Source organism: Nocardia sp. Marseille-Q1738, assembly GCF_965283145.1.
Genome location: NZ_CBDIMS010000001.1, coordinates 515,018 through 532,564, shown reverse-complemented (window position 1 = coordinate 532,564; position 17,547 = coordinate 515,018). Strand labels below are relative to the sequence as shown.

The following is a 17,547-nucleotide window of genomic DNA, read 5'->3' as shown; positions in this document are numbered from 1 at the left end:
CGATGGTCTCGTGCGGAATCGTGGGATCGCGCGTCACGACGCGTGTGCTGACTCACAGATCGAGGAAGCGGACGTCCTTGGCGTTGCGCGTAATGAAGCTGCGCCGCGCCTCGACGTCTTCGCCCATCAGCACGCTGAACAGCTCGTCGGCCGCGGCCGCGTCGTCCAACGTCACTTGACGCAACAGCCGCACCGACGGATCCATGGTGGTCTCCCACAGCTCCTTGGGGTTCATCTCACCGAGACCCTTGTAGCGCTGCACGCCGTCGTCCTTGTTGATCTTCTTGCCCGCGGCCATGCCTGCCTCCAGCAGACCGTCGCGCTCGCGGTCGGAGTACGCGAACTCCGGCTCGCTGCGCTGCCACTTGAGCTTGTACAGCGGCGGCTGCGCCAGATACACGTGACCGTGCTCGACCAGCGGACGCATGAACCGGAACAGCAGCGTGAGCAGCAGTGTCGAGATGTGCTGGCCGTCGACGTCGGCGTCGGCCATCAGCACGATCTTGTGATACCGCAGCTTGCTGATGTCGAACTCGTCGTGGATGCCGGTGCCGAACGCGGTGATGATCGACTGGACCTCGTTGTTCTTGAGAACCTTGTCGATGCGCGCCTTCTCGACATTGATGATCTTGCCTCGGATCGGCAGGATCGCCTGGTACATCGAGTCGCGACCGGACTTGGCCGAGCCGCCCGCGGAATCACCCTCGACGATGTAGATCTCGGATTTGTGCGGGTCTTTGGACCGGCAGTCGGCGAGCTTGCCGGGCAGGCCGCCCAGGTCGGTGGCCGACTTGCGGCGCACCAGCTCGCGCGCTTTGCGCGCCGCCATGCGGGCCTGCGCCGAGGACACCGCCTTGTTCACGATGGTCTTCGCGTCGGCCGGGTTGGCCTCGAACCAGTGGGTGAGGTGCTCGTTGCAGGTGCGTTGCACGAACGACTTCACCTCGGTGTTGCCGAGCTTGGTCTTGGTCTGGCCCTCGAACTGCGGCTCGCCGACCTTGACGCTCACGATGGCGGCCAAGCCCTCCCGGATGTCGTCACCGGTGAGGTTGCCGTCCTTCTCCTTGATGAGCTTCTTGTCCTTCGCGTACTTGTTGACCACTGTGGTCAACGCCGCGCGGAAGCCCTCCTCGTGCGTGCCGCCCTCATGGGTGTTGATGGTGTTGGCGAAGGTGTGCACCGACTCCGAGTAACCCGAGTTCCACTGCATCGCGACCTCGAGCTCGTGGCCGGTGCCCTTACCGGTGAACCCGACGACCGAATTGTGGATCGGCTGCTTGGTCCGGTTGATGTGGCGGACGAAATCCTCCAGCCCGCCCGGGTAGTGGTAGGTCCTGGTCTTGACCTTGTGCTGGGCCGCAGCGCCGTTCTCGTCGGCGTGCTTGGGCGCATCGGCGGTCTCACTGACCACCTCGTCGATGACCTCGGAGTCGCTGACGCGCTCGTCGGTGAGCTTGATGGTCAGCCCCTTGTTCAGGAACGCCATCTCCTGCAGCCGGCGAGCCACCGTTTCGAAGTTGTAGGTGGTGGTCTCGAAGACCTCCGGGTCCGCCCAGAAGCGGATGACGGTGCCGGTCTTCTTGGTCGGCTCGCCCTGCACCAGCTTGCCGGGGGTGGCGTCCTTGTAGGTTTGGCTCCAGTGGTAGCCGTCGCGGTCGATCTCCGCCTCCAGACGGGTCGACAGCGCGTTGACCACGGAGATACCGACACCGTGCAGACCGCCGGACACCGCGTAGGAATCCGAGTCGAACTTGCCGCCGGCGTGCAGCTGGGTCATGACGACCTCGATGGTGGGCACGCCTTGGGCGTGCATCGCGACCGGGATGCCGCGGCCGTCGTCGACCACTTCGACGCCGCCGTCGGCCAGCAGGGTGACCTCGACCTTCGTCGCGTACCCGGCCATCGCCTCGTCGACGGAGTTGTCGACGACCTCCCAGATCAGGTGGTGCAGACCGCGCTCACCGGTAGAGCCGATGTACATGCCCGGACGCTTGCGAACCGCCTCGAGCCCCTCGAGAACCGTGATGGAGGAGGCACCATAGTCCTGCTTCCCGGTTGCCTTGGTCGAACCCGATGCGGTGGAGTCTTTGGCAGCCACTGGTCGGTAGCTCTCCTTACTTGCTGATCCCGGCATACAGCGATCGACAGCACACGTGGGGCCCTGGTGGTGTCTGCTCGAAAATTAGGGTCCACGCGCGGACTGTGCGAAACGCGCCGAAGGTATCGCCGCTAGTTACGTCACCATCCTACTGGTACACCCAACTTACAACGCACCTCCGACACCCCTGACGGCTCCGTGAATGCGAGAAAACCGATTCCGCCGAGTCGGGTCCGCCTTCCGCCGGTTTTCATCCAGCAGGCGTGGGCTGAGAGATGCGTTGGCGGCCGCGGACTTCTGGCCGCCCGCGATCAGCGAGCGGCGCCGATCCGATCCACGAAGGCGGCCGTGTGGCGGGCCAGCTCCGCCGGATGTGAGATCGGCGACCAATGCCGAGCCGGTATCTCGGTGCGGGTCAGGTTCGACACCCACCGACCGGCCTCGGCATTGACCACCGGCCGCACCGCCCGGTCGCCGGTGGCGACGATCAGCTGCACCGGCACCTCGATCGGGCGGGGCCGCGGGTGGCGCAAGTGCGTGCGGATGTTCGCGCGGTAGAGCTTCAGGTTGTTGATCATATCGGTCCGTAGCGTCGGCGCCGTCTCCACCAGCGCGGGATCCAAGCCATCGAAGAAGCCGAGGAAGCGCGGCCAATGCTTGGACAACACTCGTAGCACCGGATTCGGCAGTCCGGGGATCTGGAAGGCGACGGTGTAGGCCGACGCGATGGCTTGGGCGAGCGAGCCGCGTAGCCGTGCCGGGGTAACGGAGCCGCGGAGATACGCGCCGAGGAAATCCAGGTTCGGGCCGGACACCGAAGTGAACGACGCGATCACCGACGCGGCGTCCGGAGCAGCGACCAACTCCCAACCGACCACCGATCCCCAATCGTGGCCGAGGACGTGGACCCGTTCGCCGGGCGCGACTGCGTCGATCACCGCACGGACGTCGGCCGCGAGTTCTTCGATCCGGTAAGCCGCGACATCCGTTGGCGCCGAGCTGTTGCCCGCACCGCGATTGTCGAAGGCGATCACCCGATGACGGCCCGCGAGCAAGGCGGCCACCCGGCTCCACAGCAGGTGGGTGTCGGGCCAGCCGTGGATCAGCAGGACCGGTATCCCCTCGGGATTACCGCATTCATACACCGCGAGTTCGACGTCGCCGCGGCGGACGGTGCGGGTCGCAGCCGCGGGAAACGGACCAACGGAGGTGGTGATCGTCATCGAAAGACCTTCCGCCCGGGCGAGTTCGATCCGACGCGACAGGTTCCGGGCACGACATCGGGCCGAGGCGTTCCACGTGAAACGCCTGTCGATGTAACCGTAACACCGAGTATCAGATACTGCCCAACTATCCGTACGTGTCGCGGGGTCCTCGGCCCCTGATATGACGTTCACCCTTACGCCAGCTCGGTGCGGCAGGCCCGGAGATCTTCACGGACGTCACCACGCCGTGGCCGACAGCGGCGTTGATCTTCGCCAGAATCTGGCTCTGCAGCATCCGCAATTGCGTGGCCCACGCGGTCGACTCTGCCGCGATACTCAGCACGCCGTCCTTCAGCGCGACCGGGGTGGCGTGCGCGGCGATGTCCTCACCGACGACGCTTGCCCACCGGCCGAACACCATGCCCTCGGCCACCTTGCTCGACCAACCACGGTTCTTGGCGATCGAGCCGGCCAGCTTGAACAGCAGTTGGGGATCGCGATCGTCCGGGCGGGCGCCGGACCATCCGGTGCGCCTGCGGGCGCCGGTCCGCAGCCTGCGCTGCGGCGAGGAACGCCCCTGGCCGACGGACTTACCGCTCGCCCGCGCCGCAGCGCGGGCCTCCTCCAGCGCGCGCCGGGCCAGATCGATTCCGCGTAGCTCGGGTTCGCGGCCTGCGGATTCGGCAGATCCGGGCTCTGCGGGCTGATCGCTCATCGGCCCTCTCCCTTCGCGCGCATTCGGTTGTCCCCAGTTTCGATCACGTTGTCCCCAGGCTTTGCCGAATGTTGCCAGCTACCCGGAAACTCGGGAGGCCAACAACCAGACAGCCGGTCAATTGACCTGTTCATCGCCCATTCGAGAGGATTCCCGGACGACGTCATATGATTGCCCAACTGTTGCTGAATCGAGTTTCGCCGGGTTGGGCGACGTCGACCGGCCGAGTTTTCCACAGGTGGCTGGGGAGTCGGCCGCAGCTGTTCAGAAAACGCGCGGTAGGCCCGACGACTGGTCACTGTAGTGGATCGAAGCCCTAGACGTGCAGGCGCGGACCGCGTCTCCGCGCGCGGCACGGCATCCGGGTCCACGTCGTTCACCGCTCGCCGCCGGAACCCAGGCTGCCACCGCAGGCCGTCTCTTCGGCGACGAGGCGCGAGACGCGCCCATCGGGGCTCCCCGTGGTCTCGACATGCAGCGGCACAGCGGCGAGTTCGGCCGGTACGTCCTCCGGTACGGCTGCGGTGATCAGCACCTGCTCGGCCCCCGCGGCGACCGCGGCCAGCGCGGCGCGGCGGCGGCGGTCGAGTTCGGCGAAGACGTCATCGAGCAGCAACACCGGTTCGGCGCCGGTGGCCCGCAACAGATCGAACGCCCCCAACCGCAAGGCCAGCGCGAACGACCACGACTCGCCATGGCTGGCGAACCCCTTCGCGGGCGAGTCCCCGAGCATCAGCTCCAGCTCATCGCGATGTGGGCCGACCAGGCACACCCCGCGCTCGAGTTCCTTCGGACGCGCCGCGGCGAGCTCGCGCAGCACGATCGCCTCGAGCGCCTCGGTGTCCTCCGGGCGCGGTGATCTCGCCGGATCCAGGAATTCCGGCGGCAGCGCCGCGCTGCGATAGGCGATCGAGGCAGGCCGCGACTCTGGAGCGATCGAGGAGTAGGACTGCGCGACGTACGGAGCCAAGTCGTGTACCAGGCGCAGCCGTTGGGCGAGCAGTACCGAGGCGTGCGCGGCCAAGTGCCCGTCCCATACGTCCAGGGTGCTCAAGTCCGCCTTCGACCTGGCATGGCGCCCAGCGGTCTTCAGTAACGCCGACCGCTGGCGCAGTACCCGGTCGTAATCGCCGCGCACCGCGGCCAGTCTGGGCAGGCGTGCTGTGCACAACTCGTCCATGAAGCGCCGACGTTCGCCGGGATCGCCGCGCACCAGCGTGAGATCCTCCGGCGCGAAGAGCACCGTCTGCAGGATGCCGAGGATTTCCCGGGTCCGGCGGACCGGTGAACGGTTGATCTGCGCACGGTTGGCGCTGCCCTGGTTCAGCTCGACATCGATGCGCAGTTCGCGGCCCGCGTTGACTACGGTGGCACCGATCCGGGCACGCTCGATGCCGGTCCGGATCAACGGCGCCTCCGTGGCGACGCGGTGCGACCCGAGCGTTGCCAGGTAGCCGATCGCCTCGAGCAGGTTGGTCTTGCCGTTGCCGTTCGATCCCAAGAAAACCGTCCGGCCTGGGGATAATTCGAGTTCCACGTGTTCCCAGGAGCGGAAGTCACGCAGTGACAGGGCCCGGATGAACATCCGCTATCGCGCCCCTGCCTGGGCAGAAGCAGTCATTCCTGCCGGTCGGTCCGGCATGGGCACAGCCGCCGATCCCCATGTCACAGGCCACAGGCCTGTGGAACACCTGTGGATAGAGTGCGCGGACACCCGCGGCGCGACCGCGTTCTCCGACGTCGCTGGTGGTTGCCCAGCGATATGGCCGCTCAGCTGCACCGGATCACGCGGCGTGGATCCGCACGGTACCCGATCATGCACCGGCCATCAGCCCGGGAGCCGGACCGGCATCAGCAGATAGATGTACGGGCTGGACAGCGCCGCGAACGTTCCGGAGTCGAGCACCTCCGGCTCCTCCTCGGAAGCGGGCAGCAGCACAGCGGGCCTGCTCGGCGTCGTGAAGCCGAAGGTGACCCGGTCGGCGTGCAGCGCGGACAAGCCGTCGACGAGGTAGCCCGGGTTGAACGCGATGGTAAGCGCCTCGCCGCGGAAGTCCGCCTCCAACCATTCCTCGGCGCGGCCGGCGTCGTCGCCGCCCGCCGACAGCAGCAGACCGTCGGAGGTGAACTCCAACCGCACCTGGGCCCCACGCTCGGCGACCAGTGCGACGCGCTTGATGGCATCGGTCAGCGCGGCGACCGCCAAAGTGGCGATCGAGGTGTGTTCCTTGGGGAGCAATTGGCGGAACTTGGGGAATTCCGCGTCGAGCAGGCGGGTGGTGGTGCGGCGGCCGGCGTTGACGATGCCGAGCAGGCCGTCCGATCCCGCACCGGAGCCCAGCGACAACTGGACCGGGGCGTCGGACGGCCCGAGCGTCTTGGCGGCCTCCGAGAGCGTCCTGGCCGGGATGAGCACCGAAGTCTCGATGTCGGGGCGCGCGGGCTGCCATTCGATGTGCCGGACGGCCAAGCGGAACCGGTCGGTCGCCGCGAGGACGACCTGCGAGCCTTCGATCTCCACCCGGATTCCGGTGAGCATGGGCAGGGTGTCGTCGCGCCCGGCGGCGACGGCGACCTGTCCGACAGCCTCGGCGAAGACCTCGACGCTCAATTCACCGGTCTGCTGCGGCACCTCGGGCAGCTGGGGATAGTCCTCGACCGGCATGGTGGGCAGGGAGAACTTCGCGCTGCCACAGGTGATCAGCACCCGGGTGCCGTCCACCGAGACATCGACCGGCTTGTTGGACAACGCCTTGGTGATGTCGGCCAGCAGTCGGCCGGAGACGAGCACCTGGCCCGGACCCGCGACCTCCGCCGCGACGCGCACCTGCGCGGACACTTCGTAGTCGAAACCCGAGACGGTCAGCCCGTCCTCGTCGGCGACCAGCAGCACACCACCGAGCACCGGAACGGGGGGCCGGGACGGAAGACTGCGCGCCACCCAGGCGACGGAGTCGGCGAAATCCTCGCGGGCGACCCGAAACTTCATGCTTGCAAGCTCCATCGCCCGATCTGTCCTCTCCCGGTTCCGTGATCTGTTGTCGGCTCGTCAGTGTCGGTGCTCGAAAGGGTCCTGCCGAATCGGCCGCCTTCGCAGTCTGGCACAGGCGACCGACATCAAACCGTACCCGCGTGGAAGACGAGCACCTAGCCCGACCCTCCGGCGGTACGCCCAGTCGGTGCCGTGAGGGCTGCCGAGTGGGTCGAGCAGGCGCGAACGCGTCGCGCGTGTGCGGCCGGGGTTCGTCATTCGTTCATTCGCCGGGAGCGTGGCGCGGTGCCGACCGTGCGCATGGAACGTCGGCCGGCTCTGTTCTCCATGCCGGAAACGGCGTGGAGCCGAAGCCTCGTCGCTCGACCGACTTTCCACACACCCTGTTTTGAAGAGAGATCTCTAATGAGAAGAACTGAAGTAGTAGTAGGGGCTGTGGATTCTGTGGACTGCGGCCGAATCCACTGGTCAGCGGGCGTGGTGCCGTGGGGATGACTGAGGGGTGTCTCGAGGATGAACACCAGGCGTCTGTGGAGGTTCACCGGTTGTCCCCGATTCATCCTCGAGCGCTCCTCGAGTTGTTCCACCGGATTCACCCGGTTGTTCACACCTGTGCACGAAATGGTGGACAGCTCGAGGAATCCTCGAGGACTCCACACGGACTCCTCGAGGATTCCACAAGGCTTGATCCGGACACCGTGCTGGTCACCGGGTGTGTGCAACCGCCCCTGGGGAAACTGTTGAATTCGGCCTGTGAGCGGACAACTGGGGACGCTCACCCTCGCCTGTGCACGAATCGGTGGACAACCCAGTGGATTCCTCGAGGACTCCACAAGGATTCCTCGAGGAATCCACAACCCACAAAAAAGCACCGCCCCAGGTCAGAGGCGGTGCTCAGCTGTGTATGGATCTCAGCGCGAGCGCTGTTTGATTCGGGCTGTGAGTTCTTGGACCTGGTCGTAGACGCGGCGCCGCTCGGTCATCTCCTTGCGCACCTTCTTCTCCGCGTACATCACCGTGGTGTGGTCGCGACCGAACGCCTGACCGATCTTCGGCAGCGACAGATCGGTCAGCTCGCGGCACAGGTACATGGCGATCTGCCTGGCCTGGGCGAGCGGCCGAGCCTTGCCCGGGCCGGTGAGTTCTTCCAGGGTGGTGTTGAAGTACTCCGCGGTGACGGCCATGATGGTCGCCGCGTTGATCTCCAGCGCCGCGGTATCCGGCATGAGATCGCGCAGCACCACCTCGGCCAGCGGCAGATCCAGCGGCTGACCGTTCAACGAGGCGAACGCGGTCACCCGGATGAGCGCCCCTTCCAGCTCACGGATGTTGCGCTCGACCCGGCTGGCGATCAGCTCCAGCACGTCATGCGGCACATCGAGCCGGTCCATCCGCGCCTTCTTGCGCAGAATCGCGATCCGCGTCTCCAGTTCCGGCGGTTGCACATCAGTGATCAATCCCCACTCGAACCGCGTCCGCAGCCGCTCCTCCAGGGTGGCCAGTTGCTTCGGTGGACGGTCCGAGGAGACGACGATCTGCTTGTTCGCGTTGTGCAGCGTGTTGAAGGTGTGGAAGAACTCCTCCTGGATACCTTCCTTGCCCTCGATGAACTGGATGTCGTCGACCAGCAGGATGTCGGTCTCGCGGTAGCGACGCTTGAACGCGACCTTCCGGTCGTCGCGCAGGCTGTTGATGAAGTCGTTGGTGAATTCCTCGGTCGAGACGTACTTGACCCGCATGCCGGGAAAGAGGCGCTGCGCGTAGTGACCCGCCGCGTGCAGCAGGTGCGTCTTGCCCAATCCCGAAGCGCCCCAGACGAATAGCGGGTTGTACGCGCGCGCGGGGGCTTCGGCGATGGCCACAGCCGCGGCGTGTGCGAAACGGTTGGACGCGCCGATGACGAAGGTTTCGAACGTGTACTTCGCGTTCAGGCTGGCCGAGGAGGTCGACGGAGCGGACTCCTGCGACTTGGTGAAGTAGGTCGGCCAGGAGTTGCGGACATTCACCACGGGCTCGTCGTCATGGTCACCGCGCGGGTTGTCACCGACCGGCTCGCGCACCGGATCGTGTGCCAGCCCCGTATCGGTCTCGGCGGATTCCCGCACCGGGGCACGGATCGGGCCGCGCAGCGGGCCCGGTCCCGGCTCGGGATTGAACAGTGACTCCTGGCCCGGTGGGATGGCCGAGTCGCGGCGCGGCGGAAGTCCGGTTTCGCGCCGCGGCGCGGCGTCCGGCGCGGACACCCCGGGCAGTTCGGCCATGGTCGAGTACTCGCCGCGCGGAGGGTAGTCAGGGTGACCGTAATCCGCCTGGCGGTACTCGTCCCCGGGCGCGAATTCCTGTCCGTATTCGGATCGAGAGAAGTCGGAGCCATCGTCGTAGGGCGACGCAGGCGCGTAGTCGGCGGACTGTGCGTAGCGGGGCGCCGGATATGCGTCGCGGCCCGGGAAGTCGGAACCCGGATATGTCGCTGGACCGCGCCCGACGTCCCGCGCTCGCTCGGGCCTGCTCGTCATCCTGGCATGCCGGGGTGTGTTGCTCTGCCGGTCGACCGTCGGGCTGGTCGGGGCGGCGATACGGACGCCGAGTCCTTCCACTTGGGGACCGAGTCGACGGGCGAGCGAGCGGAGGATCGGTTCGCGCAGATCGCGTTCGATGGCCTCCTGGGCCAGCGACGAGGGCACCGAGAGCAGGGCGAACCCCTGTGCGACCGTCAGTGGCTTGACCAGCTTCAGCCAGGCCTGCTGCGCTCGGGTCACCGGAGGGATGGCGCCGTCCGGTGAGCCGGTGGTGAGCTCGGTGACAACCTCGGGCCACACCGTGGCCAACACGTTCTGCTCGTCGTCCATGCAGTTTCCTCCCCGGAAGTAGGTCGATAGGAGCAGACGGCCGGGGTACGCGGGGAGGGGTGAGGTGCGACCGTGCTGGGGTCGGTCCCGTGATCCTGCGTACGTCCGTAACCGGTTCGGACGCTGTCCGGGTCCCCCATCCGGGCAGCGGCGTGGCACCGTCGGCCCTACGAATATGCCACTCCAGGGGTCTTTCCACACAATTATCCACAGATGTGGAGAACCCTGGGGAACTGAGGAACGCGCGCACGCGCGGGGGCGGCAGCGCTGCGACCTGCGGTTCTGCAGCAATCGCCTGGCTACGTACCCTGGTGGCCGAGGTGCGCGGTGGCCAGGGGTGTGGACGAGCTCACGGTCATTGCCAGGGCGTCTGACTCGTCGCGACCGATTCTGCCTGGTCGCGGGCTCCGGCTCGCAGGAGTGGGGCGAGTTTGACCCGCCCCGGACCGATCAGTACCCTCGTACAGTCACCCCTTGGTGCGGTGGCGGTCTTGTGCTGACCGCGTTTAGGTCGTGATCGACCGACTGTGCGCCAGGACCGACGCGCGCCGATGATGACCAGACCTGCGATTCATTCGCGCACTACACGTATCACCGACAAGCTTCGGGCGCTACCTGGCGCCCGCCTACTCGAGGAGTGTTGACCGTGGCCAAGGGCAAGCGGACGTTCCAGCCGAACAACCGTCGTCGGGCGCGGGTGCACGGCTTCCGTCTCCGGATGCGCACCCGTGCGGGTCGCGCCATCGTCTCGGCGCGTCGCCGCAAGGGCCGCGCTTCCCTCACTGCCTGATCCTCGCTCTCGGACGCTCGGGTGTTGCCTGAGCCGTATCGGTTGCATCATCGTGCCGACTTCTCCCGGACGGTGCGCCGCGGCCAGCGAATCGGGAGGCGTGATCTGGTCGTGCACGCGCTCCTAGGCGAGTATGACGGAGTCGTGGGCGTGAATGAACGACACGATCAGATCCCGGACGACAAGCTGGTTCGCGTGGGTGGACCGCGCTTCGGGTTGATTGTCAGCAAGGCGGTGGGCAACGCGGTGATTCGACATCGCGTTGCTCGCCGCCTGCGTCATATGTGTGCCCAGGTGCTCGCCGAGGTGCCGCCGGGAACCGATGTCGTGATCCGGGTACTTCCGGGTGCCGCCACGGCGTCCTCGGAAGACCTGCTCCGCCAGCTGCGCGGCGCCCTGCGCAAGCTCGGCGCCGGCGCCGCGGCAGGAGCGCGGACGGGCGGTCCGACATGAGCATGCCCGCGACGATCACCAAACTGCCCGCGAACGCGCTGATCTTTCTGATCGAGCTGTATCGGACCTATGTCTCCCCCACCCGCATGCCGGTGTGCCGATTCACCCCGACGTGTAGCGAGTACGCGGTTACCGCGCTGCGCACCCGTGGCGTGTTCATCGGGCTCGTACTGACGGTCGTGCGCTTGGCCAAATGCGCGCCCTGGCACCCTGGTGGGTGGGACCCCGTCCCGGAGCGGAAGCGGAGCACCCTCCGCGCCGAGCCCGTGGACGAGGCAGCTACCGACGCGGCGTCGCAGGAACCGAGCCTTCCTGCCGAGCCGCGGTCGCAGCCGAACGCTTGTAAAGGATCACCGCACGCGGTGATCGGCGACACGAACGACGGGAGTGCATAGAACCGTGCTCGACTTCATCTATTACCCGGTGTCCTGGATCCTCTGGTTCTGGCATCGGGTCTTCGGGTTCGCGTTCGGCGCGGACAACGGTCTCACCTGGGCACTGGCTGTGGTGTTCCTGGTGTTCACCTTGCGCGTGCTGCTCTACAAGCCGTTCGTCAAGCAGGTGCGCACCACCAAGCAGATGCAGGAGCTGCAGCCCCAGATCAAGGAGCTGCAGAAGAAGTACAAGAACGACCGCCAGAAGATGGCGACCGAGATGCAGAAGCTGCAGAAGGAGAACGGCTTCAACCCGCTGATGGGTTGCCTGCCTGTCCTCGCTCAGGTGCCGGTCTTCCTCGGGTTGTTCCATGTGCTGCGGTCGTTCAACCGGACCGGGCACGGCTTCGGCCAGCTCGGCCTGACGCCCGAGCAGAACGCGAACACCGCGAACTACGTCTTCAGTGCCGCCGACGTCCAGTCGTTCCTGAGCGCTCGCATCTTTGGAGCGCCGATCTCGGCGTTCATCACCACGCCCGTCAGCGAGTTGCAGGCGTTCGCCGACTACGGCGGCGTGCCGAGCCGCTTGAGCATCGCGCTCGTGGCGATCCCGTTGATGGTCATCGCCGGTCTCGCGACCCACTTCAACGCGCGCGCCTCGGTTGCGCGGCAGACACCGGAAGCCGCGGCCAACCCCCAAGCGGCGATGATGAACAAGCTCGCGCTGTGGGTGTTCCCGCTCGGCGTGCTCGTCGGTGGTCCGTTCCTGCCGATCGCCATCCTGCTGTACTGGGTCTCCAACAACATTTGGACCTACGGGCAGCAGCACCTCGTCTTCGGCCGGATGGAGAAGGAAGAGGAAGCCAAGAAGCAGGCGAAGCTGGAACAGCGCGCGCAGAACGCGCCGAAGCCGGGCGCCAAGCCGGTCAACGTGAAGAAGAAGCCGGCACCATCCGCTGAGGCCGACACCGGGACGGACGAGGCCGGTGCGGCGGCGTCGACGAACGGCACCGCCAAACCGGCGAAGCAGGCCGCGAGCCAACGCCGGGCGGGCGGCCAGAAGCGGTCGACGAGCCGGGGCAGGGCGAACCAGAAGCGTCGGCGCTGACCCCCAATCGGTGGGCCTACAGGTCCATCTCTATCGCTGAGCAACCCCTTGATCGCGAATACCGCCCGGCGGCGATTGCCCGGCGCGCGCGATGAGCAGATGAAGGAAATCAAATGACTGTTGAGACCGACGGAGGGGACGCCACTGTGGCGACGACGATGGTGAACGCCGGGTCCGATGTCGGCGACGTCGAGAACGACGCCGAGGAAGCTCTCATCGAGGAAGGCGAGATCGCCGGCGACTATCTCGAACAGTTGCTCGATGTACTCGACTTCGACGGTGACATCGATCTCGACGTGGAAGGCGACCGCGCTGTCGTGAGCATCGACGGCGGCCGCGACCTGACGAAGCTCGTTGGGCGCAACGGTGAAGTGCTCGACGCCTTGCAGGAATTGACTCGCCTGGCTGTTCAGCAGGCAACGGGTGTGCGCAGCCGGCTGATGCTGGACGTGGCCGGGTGGCGGGCCAAGCGGAGGTCGGAGCTGAGCGAGCTCGGTACGGCCGCTGCGCAGCGGGTGCTGGAGTCGGGTGTGCCGGAATCGCTGGCGCCCATGACCCCGTTCGAGCGGAAGATCGTGCATGACGCCGTGGCCGCGATCGAGGGTGTCGGCAGCGAAAGCGAAGGAGTCGAGCCGAACCGCCATGTGGTGGTCGTTCCCGCCTGAGTGCCGAGCCAAGGCAGGAGGCAGCCGCGTGTTCCGCGGCCGGATGGGTAGTGGTTGGATAGGGCCTCTGGTCTTCGGACCGGGGGCCTTATTCGTGTCCGGCGCCCGACTGCTCGCTCGTTGATCGACTCGAGTTCGGAAGGATGTTTCACGTGGAACGAGATCTCGGTGGAACCACCGCGGTGCCCGCGGAGGAGCTGGAACCACCTGCGTCGGCGGCGACCGTCTTCGGCGACCGACTCGATTTCGCGCAGCGATACTGCGCGGCGCTCGCGACCGCGGGCGTGGAGCGCGGGCTGATCGGTCCGCGCGAGGTGCCCCGGCTCTGGGATCGCCACATCCTGAACTGTGCCGTACTCGGCGAGTTGATCGCGGAGGGCGCGTCCGTGGTCGACATCGGTAGCGGTGCCGGACTTCCCGGGATTCCGCTTGCGATCGCGCGGCCGGACCTCAGGATCACGTTGGTCGAACCGCTGCTGCGCCGCACCATCTTCCTGAGCGAGTTCATCGAATCGGTGGGATTGGACGTGACCGTGGTCCGTGGCCGTGCGGAACAGTCGGGCGTGATGAAGGAAGCCGGCGGGGCGGACGTCGTCACGTCCCGCGCGGTTGCTCCGCTCGGCAAGTTGGCCCAGTGGTCGCTTCCCCTCCTCCGCGACCACGGGCACATGCTCGCGCTGAAGGGAGCCAGCGCGGCGGAAGAACTCGAACGCGACGGCGACGCCTTGGTGCGGGCTGGCGCCGGTAATGCGGTCGTGCTGGCGTGTGGTGTCGGATTGGTGTCCACGCCGACGATGGTGATCAGCGCTGAACGACTCCCCCGCGCCGAACGCACGTCCCGGCGGCGCGCCGAACGCGCGGGCGCTAAGGCGGCTCGCAGCGGGGTGATGGAGCGCGGCCGCACCAAGCGTGCGACTCGGAAATCCGAGTAAGGGTTTGTCGTCGGGAGAGATGGTCGTGTGCGGTCGATCCCACACCTAAAGCCCCGCGATCCAGCACGCTCGATCGCGGGTTTGGGCATTCGGATCCTTGGGGGCGGGGTTGTTTCGTCACCCTGACGAAGCTGAGCCGATTGATGTCGATCAGCCGCTGCGCTGAGTGAGTGGCGGGCACTCGTACCGAAGTGCGCCGCCGAGTTGATCGGTCCGCTCGTCACCGCATTTCGTGTTCAAAAGTCGTGCCCGGCATGTGCCGCAGAGTGCCTGACAATGTTTCACGTGAATCGACGCGGATCCGCGGCGGTGATGGCGGCACGACCGATCTTCCCGATGCCCCACAGTCCGGGCAGCGGCGAAGTCGAGTTGAGCGCGACCGGTGCTGATCCCCCCATCGCCATGCGGCTGCACGAAACCCGGGTGCGGCCGAGGGCTGTCCCTTTTGCCATTGGCCGCAGCGCAGGAATGCACGACGGAGCTGATGCAGTCCGCAAGGGCGATCCCGCTTCTTGGATCCATGTCCGAGGGAATCCGGCTGCTGCCATGGCGATTGGTGGGGGTAGAAGAAGGCATGCGGTTGGGCGCGTTCACCGAGACCACGTATCACTGCCCGGCCGCGAGTTCGATCGGATCGGTGCTTCGTCGATGAGCTCGAATCCGCCGCCTACCGTGGCGGAGTCGAATCGAGCGGACCCAGCTGCCGCACCAATGATTCTCCTCCCGCGACTGTATTCGTTTGGCATATGCCTCCGCATGATTCACGTGAAACATGGCTTCGAGCGAACCCACCCAACCGGCCGATCTGGGCACGCGCGCTGAACCAATGCGGCTCTTGAGGATCGCCTGCACTCGCTGGCTACCCCGAACACGTTCGATCCGCATGGCGATGTTTCATGTGAAACAGCGGGCGTGGCGGCGGGAAACCGTGCGGATTTGCGTGTCGCTGTGCGCCTCGCCGCGATTCAGCTTTCTTATCGCGCTGAGTGCTGGCAAGCTAGTGTGCGTCGGGCGTGAGCGTAGGTGCCACGGAGGATCTGGTTGTCACAGCGGCAAGAGCTCCGCTCGGTCGATCGGGCGCCGCGAACCCGGTTGTGCATCGTGTTCGATCCGACACAAGGCTGTTGCAACACGACGTCGACCTGTCCGTCGCGCGCACGTGTTCTGAAGTTTCTCGGGTTAGGAGCTGTCTATGTCGAGCGGTCCGGCGAATGTTTCACGGGAAACGACGTCGCGCGTGCCGGGGATGCTGGACTCCAGCAATTTCGACGCGGAGGCATTCGGAAGCACACCGTTCGGGCACATCTCGCCGAGCGAGACCCCGATAGCCGCCGAAGCCCAACGCGCAAGTCAGGTCCTCCATCCAGGAAAGGCGACTGTGCCGAAACCGCATGAGCAACGCATCATCACGATCGCCAATCAGAAAGGTGGCGTCGGAAAGACGACCACCGCTGTGAATTTGGCGGCCGCCCTGGCGCATCAGGGGATGACCGTTCTCGTGATCGATCTGGATCCGCAGGGCAACGCCAGTACCGCCCTGGGGATCGAGCATCATTCAGGCGTCCCGTCCAGCTACGAGTTGCTCATCGGCGAGGTGTCGGTCAGGGACGCTATCCAAACGAGTCCGCACAATGAGCGTCTGCTCTGCATCCCGGCGACCATCGACCTGGCCGGTGCTGAGATCGAACTCGTCTCGATGGTGGCCAGGGAAGGTCGGCTGAAAGCCGCCATCCAGGAGGCGAATATCGCCGGATACGACATCGATTACGTGATGATCGACTGCCCACCCTCGCTGGGGCTGCTGACGGTCAACGCGCTGGTCGCCGCGAAGGAGGTGCTGATCCCCATTCAGTGCGAGTACTACGCGCTGGAAGGTGTCGGGCAGCTACTCCGCAATATCGGGCTGGTGCAGGCGCATCTGAATCCGGAACTCCATGTCTCGACCGTGATCCTCACGATGTACGACGGCCGCACGAAGCTGGCCGACCAGGTCGCCGAGGAGGTCCGTGGACACTTCGGCGATGTCGTACTGCGCTCGGTGATTCCGCGCAGCGTGAAGGTGTCGGAGGCACCGGGCTATGGCATGACGGTGCTCGATTATGATCCAGGCTCCCGGGGTGCGATGAGCTACCTGGATGCCGGACGCGAGATGGCAGCCCGCGCGATGGTGCCGCGCGCTGCCGCGACGAAGTCGGCGGAGTGACTCGGTCGGCCGAGTCGATGCTCGGCGAAGTCCGGTTGGTGGCGGAACGAGGAAGGGATCAGTAGACCGATGAGTCAGGCGAAGAAGGGTGGACTCGGGCGCGGCCTCGCCGCGCTGATCCCGACGGCACCGGTGGCCACGCCGGGGCACAGTGGCTCCGCTGCGAGCGTCATCGGTCTCGATCCGATCGGGCCGCAGCCCACCACGACCTACCTGCACCGGGTCCCCGACCCCGCCGACGACAATGCCGAGCTCGAGGTCGGTGGCGCGATCTACCGTGAGATCCCGCCGGATCAGATCGAGCCGAACCCGAAGCAGCCCCGCACCGCCTTCGAAGAAGAGGCGCTGGCCGAGCTGGTGCATTCGATCCGCGAGTTCGGTCTGATGCAACCGATCGTGGTGCGCCGACTGGAACCAGGCGTCGACCGCTATCAGCTCGTCATGGGCGAGCGGCGCTGGCGGGCATGCCAGGAGGCCGGTCTGGCCGCCATCCCCGCGATCGTCCGTGAGACCGCGGACGAGGCGATGCTGCGTGACGCCCTCCTGGAGAACATCCACCGGGTACAGCTGAATCCGCTCGAAGAGGCGGCGGCCTATCAGCAGCTGTTGGAGGAGTTCGACGTCACCCATGAGGAATTGGCGGCCCGAATCGGTCGCTCCCGCCCCGTCGTGACGAATATGATCCGTCTACTGAAGTTGCCGATCCCGGTGCAGCGCCGGGTCGCGGCGGGCGTACTGTCCGCCGGGCACGCGCGGGCACTGCTCGGTCTCGAAGCGGGTGCGGACGCCCAAGAGGTGCTCGCCGCCCGCATCGTCGCCGAGGGACTCTCGGTCCGGGCTACCGAGGAAGCCGTCACGCTGGCGAACCGAGATCCGGGCGCCGCGGCGCCCTCCCCGGTTGCCCGGCGGAAGCCGATCCACATGCCGGGTCTGCAGGACGTGGCCGATCGGCTGTCCGGCTCGTTCGACACCCGGGTCACCGTGAGTTTGGGCAAGCGCAAAGGCAAGATCGTCGTCGAGTTCGGGTCGATCGAAGACCTCGAGCGGATCGTCTCCCTGATGGAGCAGAACACACCTGATGACGGGGCGGTCGCTACTCAGTGACAGAAGTGACGAAATTTAACTTGTGATTTCCATGGGTGCGGGCCTTCGGCCGAAACGTC

Annotated in this window: 16 protein-coding genes; 9 read left to right on the top strand and 7 right to left on the bottom strand. The window is 66.3% G+C overall.

Going from position 1 to position 17,547, the window contains the following annotated elements; all coding sequences use genetic code 11:
- Window positions 1-52: 52 nt before the first annotated feature.
- The 6 genes from gyrB to dnaA all read right to left on the bottom strand — a co-directional run bounded on the left by gyrB (window position 53) and on the right by dnaA (window position 9,859).
- Entirely contained in the window at window positions 53-2,134 is a 2,082-nt protein-coding gene (gene gyrB, locus ACWPXK_RS02510; RefSeq protein ID WP_454194374.1) for a DNA topoisomerase (ATP-hydrolyzing) subunit B, read from the bottom strand.
- Window positions 2,135-2,409: 275 nt separating this feature from the next.
- Window positions 2,410-3,321, bottom strand: coding sequence for an alpha/beta fold hydrolase (locus tag ACWPXK_RS02505; protein ID WP_454194373.1), 912 nt, complete (start codon window positions 3,319-3,321; stop codon window positions 2,410-2,412).
- Window positions 3,322-3,448: 127 nt separating this feature from the next.
- Complete coding sequence (locus ACWPXK_RS02500; RefSeq protein WP_454194372.1) at window positions 3,449-4,018, bottom strand: DUF721 family protein; 570 nt, start codon at window positions 4,016-4,018, stop codon at window positions 3,449-3,451.
- A 376-nt stretch (window positions 4,019-4,394) separates the two neighbouring features.
- The gene (gene recF / locus ACWPXK_RS02495; protein WP_454194371.1) at window positions 4,395-5,603 is read right to left on the bottom strand and encodes a DNA replication/repair protein RecF; all 1,209 of its coding nucleotides are present in this window, start codon (window positions 5,601-5,603) and stop codon (window positions 4,395-4,397) included.
- Between the two features lie 243 nt (window positions 5,604-5,846).
- Complete coding sequence (dnaN, locus tag ACWPXK_RS02490) at window positions 5,847-7,022, bottom strand: DNA polymerase III subunit beta (RefSeq protein ID WP_454194370.1); 1,176 nt, start codon at window positions 7,020-7,022, stop codon at window positions 5,847-5,849.
- Between the two features lie 899 nt (window positions 7,023-7,921).
- On the bottom strand, window positions 7,922-9,859 hold the full coding sequence (gene dnaA, locus ACWPXK_RS02485; protein WP_454194369.1) for a chromosomal replication initiator protein DnaA: 1,938 nt from the start codon (window positions 9,857-9,859) through the stop codon (window positions 7,922-7,924).
- 646 nt (window positions 9,860-10,505) lie between these two features.
- On the opposite strand from dnaA, the gene rpmH reads away from it, so the two are divergent.
- From rpmH to rsmG, 6 genes are all read left to right on the top strand, one after another.
- Window positions 10,506-10,649, top strand: coding sequence for a 50S ribosomal protein L34 (rpmH, locus tag ACWPXK_RS02480; protein WP_006550910.1), 144 nt, complete (start codon window positions 10,506-10,508; stop codon window positions 10,647-10,649).
- Window positions 10,650-10,670: 21 nt separating this feature from the next.
- Window positions 10,671-11,102, top strand: a complete 432-nt coding sequence (gene rnpA / locus ACWPXK_RS02475) for a ribonuclease P protein component (RefSeq protein ID WP_454194368.1) — start codon at window positions 10,671-10,673, stop codon at window positions 11,100-11,102.
- Complete coding sequence (gene yidD, locus ACWPXK_RS02470) at window positions 11,099-11,497, top strand: membrane protein insertion efficiency factor YidD (RefSeq protein ID WP_454194367.1); 399 nt, start codon at window positions 11,099-11,101, stop codon at window positions 11,495-11,497. Before rnpA ends, yidD begins: the two co-directional genes overlap by 4 nt.
- A gap of 4 nt (window positions 11,498-11,501) precedes the next feature.
- The gene (gene yidC, locus ACWPXK_RS02465) at window positions 11,502-12,584 is read left to right on the top strand and encodes a membrane protein insertase YidC (RefSeq protein ID WP_454194366.1); all 1,083 of its coding nucleotides are present in this window, start codon (window positions 11,502-11,504) and stop codon (window positions 12,582-12,584) included.
- A gap of 158 nt (window positions 12,585-12,742) precedes the next feature.
- Complete coding sequence (locus ACWPXK_RS02460) at window positions 12,743-13,249, top strand: Jag family protein (RefSeq protein ID WP_454195416.1); 507 nt, start codon at window positions 12,743-12,745, stop codon at window positions 13,247-13,249.
- A 143-nt stretch (window positions 13,250-13,392) separates the two neighbouring features.
- Window positions 13,393-14,181 carry a 16S rRNA (guanine(527)-N(7))-methyltransferase RsmG gene (gene rsmG / locus ACWPXK_RS02455; protein ID WP_454194365.1) on the top strand — a complete coding sequence of 263 codons (789 nt, stop codon included), beginning with the start codon at window positions 13,393-13,395 and terminating at the stop codon, window positions 14,179-14,181.
- Window positions 14,182-14,462: 281 nt separating this feature from the next.
- Here the strand turns inward: rsmG and ACWPXK_RS02450 are convergent, their stop codons facing one another.
- Entirely contained in the window at window positions 14,463-14,633 is a 171-nt protein-coding gene (locus ACWPXK_RS02450; RefSeq protein WP_454194364.1) for a hypothetical protein, read from the bottom strand.
- Window positions 14,634-14,701: 68 nt separating this feature from the next.
- On the opposite strand from ACWPXK_RS02450, the gene ACWPXK_RS02445 reads away from it, so the two are divergent.
- From ACWPXK_RS02445 to ACWPXK_RS02435, 3 genes are all read left to right on the top strand, one after another.
- Window positions 14,702-14,833 carry a hypothetical protein gene (locus tag ACWPXK_RS02445; RefSeq protein ID WP_454194363.1) on the top strand — a complete coding sequence of 44 codons (132 nt, stop codon included), beginning with the start codon at window positions 14,702-14,704 and terminating at the stop codon, window positions 14,831-14,833.
- A 594-nt stretch (window positions 14,834-15,427) separates the two neighbouring features.
- Window positions 15,428-16,384: a ParA family protein gene (locus ACWPXK_RS02440; RefSeq protein WP_454195415.1), complete on the top strand. Its 957-nt coding sequence runs from the start codon at window positions 15,428-15,430 to the stop codon at window positions 16,382-16,384.
- A gap of 69 nt (window positions 16,385-16,453) precedes the next feature.
- On the top strand, window positions 16,454-17,488 hold the full coding sequence (locus ACWPXK_RS02435; protein WP_454194362.1) for a ParB/RepB/Spo0J family partition protein: 1,035 nt from the start codon (window positions 16,454-16,456) through the stop codon (window positions 17,486-17,488).
- Window positions 17,489-17,547: the final 59 nt, after the last annotated feature.

Excerpts from the sequence above, each read along its gene's own strand:
- gyrB (WP_454194374.1), bottom strand. The coding sequence starts at position 2,134 with ATGCCGGGATCAGCAAGTAAGGAGAGCTACCGACCAGTGGCTGCCAAA.
- ACWPXK_RS02505 (WP_454194373.1), bottom strand. The coding sequence starts at position 3,321 with ATGACGATCACCACCTCCGTTGGTCCGTTTCCCGCGGCTGCGACCCGC.
- ACWPXK_RS02500 (WP_454194372.1), bottom strand. The coding sequence starts at position 4,018 with ATGAGCGATCAGCCCGCAGAGCCCGGATCTGCCGAATCCGCAGGCCGC.
- recF (WP_454194371.1), bottom strand. The coding sequence starts at position 5,603 with ATGTTCATCCGGGCCCTGTCACTGCGTGACTTCCGCTCCTGGGAACAC.
- dnaN (WP_454194370.1), bottom strand. The coding sequence starts at position 7,022 with ATGGAGCTTGCAAGCATGAAGTTTCGGGTCGCCCGCGAGGATTTCGCC.
- dnaA (WP_454194369.1), bottom strand. The coding sequence starts at position 9,859 with ATGGACGACGAGCAGAACGTGTTGGCCACGGTGTGGCCCGAGGTTGTC.
- yidD (WP_454194367.1), top strand. The coding sequence starts at position 11,099 with ATGAGCATGCCCGCGACGATCACCAAACTGCCCGCGAACGCGCTGATC.
- ACWPXK_RS02460 (WP_454195416.1), top strand. The coding sequence starts at position 12,743 with ATGGTGAACGCCGGGTCCGATGTCGGCGACGTCGAGAACGACGCCGAG.
- rsmG (WP_454194365.1), top strand. The coding sequence starts at position 13,393 with ATGTTTCACGTGGAACGAGATCTCGGTGGAACCACCGCGGTGCCCGCG.
- ACWPXK_RS02450 (WP_454194364.1), bottom strand. The coding sequence starts at position 14,633 with ATGGCAAAAGGGACAGCCCTCGGCCGCACCCGGGTTTCGTGCAGCCGC.
- ACWPXK_RS02445 (WP_454194363.1), top strand. The coding sequence starts at position 14,702 with ATGTCCGAGGGAATCCGGCTGCTGCCATGGCGATTGGTGGGGGTAGAA.
- ACWPXK_RS02440 (WP_454195415.1), top strand. The coding sequence starts at position 15,428 with ATGCTGGACTCCAGCAATTTCGACGCGGAGGCATTCGGAAGCACACCG.
- ACWPXK_RS02435 (WP_454194362.1), top strand. The coding sequence starts at position 16,454 with ATGAGTCAGGCGAAGAAGGGTGGACTCGGGCGCGGCCTCGCCGCGCTG.